Origin of the sequence: Candidatus Bandiella numerosa (assembly GCF_021811875.1) — a bacterium.
Lineage (GTDB): Bacteria > Pseudomonadota > Alphaproteobacteria > Rickettsiales > Midichloriaceae > Aquirickettsia > Aquirickettsia numerosa_A.
Map to the genome: position 1 here is coordinate 1 of NZ_JAJBJD010000123.1, position 3,337 is coordinate 3,337.

General features: G+C 31.7%; 5 protein-coding genes. 2 read left to right on the top strand and 3 right to left on the bottom strand.

Translation table 11 applies throughout. The features are described 5' to 3' along the window. A partial coding sequence (locus L8D11_RS04345) for a hypothetical protein (protein WP_236870451.1) occupies positions 1–261 on the top strand: 261 nt, incomplete at its 5' end. A gap of 124 nt (positions 262–385) precedes the next feature. On the opposite strand, the gene L8D11_RS04350 is transcribed toward L8D11_RS04345, so the two are convergent. From L8D11_RS04350 to ffh, 3 genes are read right to left on the bottom strand one after another with little or no spacing between them, the layout of a single operon-like run. Beyond that, positions 386–949, bottom strand: a complete 564-nt coding sequence (locus L8D11_RS04350) for a winged helix-turn-helix domain-containing protein (protein WP_236870452.1) — start codon at positions 947–949, stop codon at positions 386–388. A 36-nt stretch (positions 950–985) separates the two neighbouring features. Next, positions 986–1,552 (bottom strand): outer membrane protein assembly factor BamE domain-containing protein, encoded by a 567-nt coding sequence (gene bamE, locus L8D11_RS04355; protein WP_236870453.1) that lies wholly within the window; start codon positions 1,550–1,552, stop codon positions 986–988. Then, complete coding sequence (ffh, locus tag L8D11_RS04360) at positions 1,549–2,913, bottom strand: signal recognition particle protein (RefSeq protein ID WP_236870454.1); 1,365 nt, start codon at positions 2,911–2,913, stop codon at positions 1,549–1,551. The genes bamE and ffh overlap by 4 nt, the downstream gene beginning before the upstream one ends. A gap of 244 nt (positions 2,914–3,157) precedes the next feature. On the opposite strand from ffh, the gene L8D11_RS04365 reads away from it, so the two are divergent. Next, positions 3,158–3,295, top strand: a complete 138-nt coding sequence (locus L8D11_RS04365) for a hypothetical protein (protein ID WP_236870455.1) — start codon at positions 3,158–3,160, stop codon at positions 3,293–3,295. Positions 3,296–3,337 lie beyond the last annotated feature (42 nt).

Here is a 3,337-nt window from a genome sequence, read left to right on the forward strand (position 1 = left end):
TACTACCAAGTTTCTGTTCGTCTCAGCCTTACTTTGCCGTCAGCTTCCTTCCGCCAACTCCTCACGAAGTTAACCTTGCCTCAGCTAATGGACAGCTCTATATCAGCCCATGAGGGACTTGAACCCTTTACTCTTACATCATGCACGGCGCACATTATTTTCATTCTGACTAATTTTAGTAGATGTGCTAGTAGTAGGCGCACTTATATTTTGCAATATTTTATCAAAATTGGCACCAGTATCATGACTACCACTCGGTGAATTTAAACAAGCCTTTTGCGCACTATGTGCGTTTGAGCTTAGTCGGTTAATTTGTATAGATGCTTCTGCCATTTATATTTACATTATTAGTGCATACAATCTATGAGCAATTAACATGCCAAATTTAAATGCTGAAATTAATTTTATCTTTCTCAATTGACAATACATTCTTGAAACCAAGCTTTTTGAATTTTGCTTTTAAAAGATAAATATGTGTTTCAATAGTTAATGTTTCTGAAGTAATATCGTATCCCCATAATTTATCAAGAACCTCGATTTTGTTAACAGTAAAAATTGGACTTTTTAAAATAAAATTTAGCAAGCCAGCTTCTTTTTCGGTCAATTTAACAGTTTTTTCATCATTATTAATTAATAATCTCTCATTGTAGAAAAAAGAAAATTTATCGGGAAATATATAATTATTTATTTTTGCTAAGCATTTAATAATAAGAAGATTTAAACATGAGATATGAAAAGGTTTTGTTAAATCTGCGCCCCCTGCTTTTGATATAGAAATGCAAATTTTATATTGATTATTAAAGCTCGCAACCTCTTCTAGTATACAAATCCTACCTTCTTCCTCTAATTGTTTTTTGTCCTGTGTTGTTACAATCTTTAAGCTTTGATACATCTGTAAATTTCTTAAAGCTTGCTCTAAGTAAGTATTTTTACTAAATATTACTATCATTAATATTATATATTAATCTCATATCAAACTTAAAAATCAATTTGCGCCACCCTTTTGAGCTTTTGAACTGAATTTACCTATATTGCTTGCAAATTGCTCTAGTACACCAATTTCATTTCCTTTTATCACGATTTGATCTGAATCATAATTCAAAACATTTGCATCTTTTGAATCATATACTGTTATTTTTTTGATTATATTTTTTGCATCCAGTTCTATGGCGACAATTTTTTGTTCCTTTAATTTTGGATAAAAAAATGCAACTTGTTCATATTGGCCTTCCATATAATAATAAATCTTTGGACCAAAACTTGATTTAGTGGTAGGTTCTCCTAAAGCATTTAGAAGATTTTGCTCAGAAGTTTGATTGATTTTTATAGTATCCAGCTTTTCCTTACTTAAAAAATAGCCTACTCTTTCCGTTTTTTTACCACATGATATCAATATAGCTGACAAGATTAATATCACAGCTAACTTAGTAGTTTTATTTTTCATAATTTTCTCACTGTTTTCTTTTTTATTCTTTGATTTTCTTCTCTTAAGATTTGCTCTCAAAGCTTCAGATAGCCTTTTTATTTTTTGATCATCTTTCAGATTTTTCATGAAATATTGTTCTTATATTTATTATTTACCATATTTTCAAATTTTCTTAAATTTCTTTCGTCCAAATTACTTACTTTCTTCATCATTTTTTGCATTTCTAAAAACTGTTTCAACAATTTATTAATATCTTGAACAGTAACCCCAGCTCCCTTGGCAACTCTATTCTTCCTTGATGCATTCATTATTTTGGGGTACATTTTCTCTTTTTTTGTCATAGAGTCTATTATTGCCTCTTGTCTGATTATAACACTTTTATCAAATTTATCTGAACCCAAAGCTTGCTTAATTCCCTTAAAACCAGGTAGCATACCCATAATTGAAGATATTCCCCCCATTTTTTTTAAATTACCGAGCTGTTTCTTTAAATCTTCCATATCGAATTTGCCCTTTTGCATTTTTCTAGCTAGCTGTTCTACGTCCTCTTCATTTACTGCATCTATAGCTTTTTCAACTAAAGTAACAACATCTCCCATATCAAGAATTCTAGATGCAATTCTTTCAGGATAAAATTTTTCCAAATCAGATATTTTTTCTCCATGCCCGATAAATTTGATAGGGCATCCTGTGATATATTTTATGCTTAGTGCCGCTCCACCCCTTGAATCACCATCAATCCTAGTCAATACAATCCCCGTTAAATTTACTGAATCGTGAAATTGCTTAGCACTGCTTACCGCATCTTGTCCCGCCATAGAATCTGCTACTAATAAGGTTTCAATAGGACTAGTAACACGTTTTATAGAAATGATTTCATCTATTAATTTTTCATCAGTGTGCAATCTACCTGCCGTATCCAGAATTATTAGGTCATATAATCCTGCTTTACCTTCTTGTAGTGCTCTTTTAGCAACATCCAGAGGAAATTGTTCATAAATAATAGGAAGAGTATCAATGGAGACTTGCTTACCAAGTGTCTCAAGTTGTTCTTGAGCAGCTGGTCTATATGTATCCAATGATGCAAGCAATACTTTCTTCTTTAATTTTTTTCTTAGATATACTGCTAACTTAACAGCTGTTGTTGTCTTACCCACACCTTGTAATCCAACTAACATTATCACCGCAGGGGGCGACACTTTCAAGTTAATATCTTGCTCGTCCGTTCCTAAAATGTTTTTTAATTCATCATGAACAATCTTCACTATCATTTGCCCAGGCGTTACACTATTAACAACCTCCTGTCCAATGGCTTTATTTTTTACATTTTTTATAAACTCTTTAGTTACGCTTAGTGCAACATCAGCCTCGAGCATAGATATTCTTATTTCACGCAGAGCCCCTTCTAAATCATCTTCTGATATGGTTCCTTTGCGCTTAATTTTATCAAGAGCTTTTATAAAATTTTCACTTAAAGAAGCAAACATCGCGTATTTATTATTTCATTCTGACAAATATAGCGACGAATATAATGCTTTGCAAAACACAAGTAAACAAAATAATAATTTCAAATTACTCAATTACTTCTTATAGTAGTAAATAAAACTACTAGTTGCGTATTCTATTTATACGTGCTACCATAAGACAAAGTAGCTGAATCGAGTGAGTGCACATCTAGCGCATCCTTATCATCAAGCAAACCTTCCCACTACTCATTAGGATGCGATAGAAGTGCAAAATGTATTATTAAGACCATTGCATAATAAGCAGAAAGAAACATATATGAAAGGCCGTTGCATAAATGCAAAGCAAGGAAGATATGCAATAAATGGATTTAAAAAATTAGATTCATATAAAGAAGAACGATAAGTTTGGTATAAAAGCTGATAGAATAATAGGAATTCAAGAAAG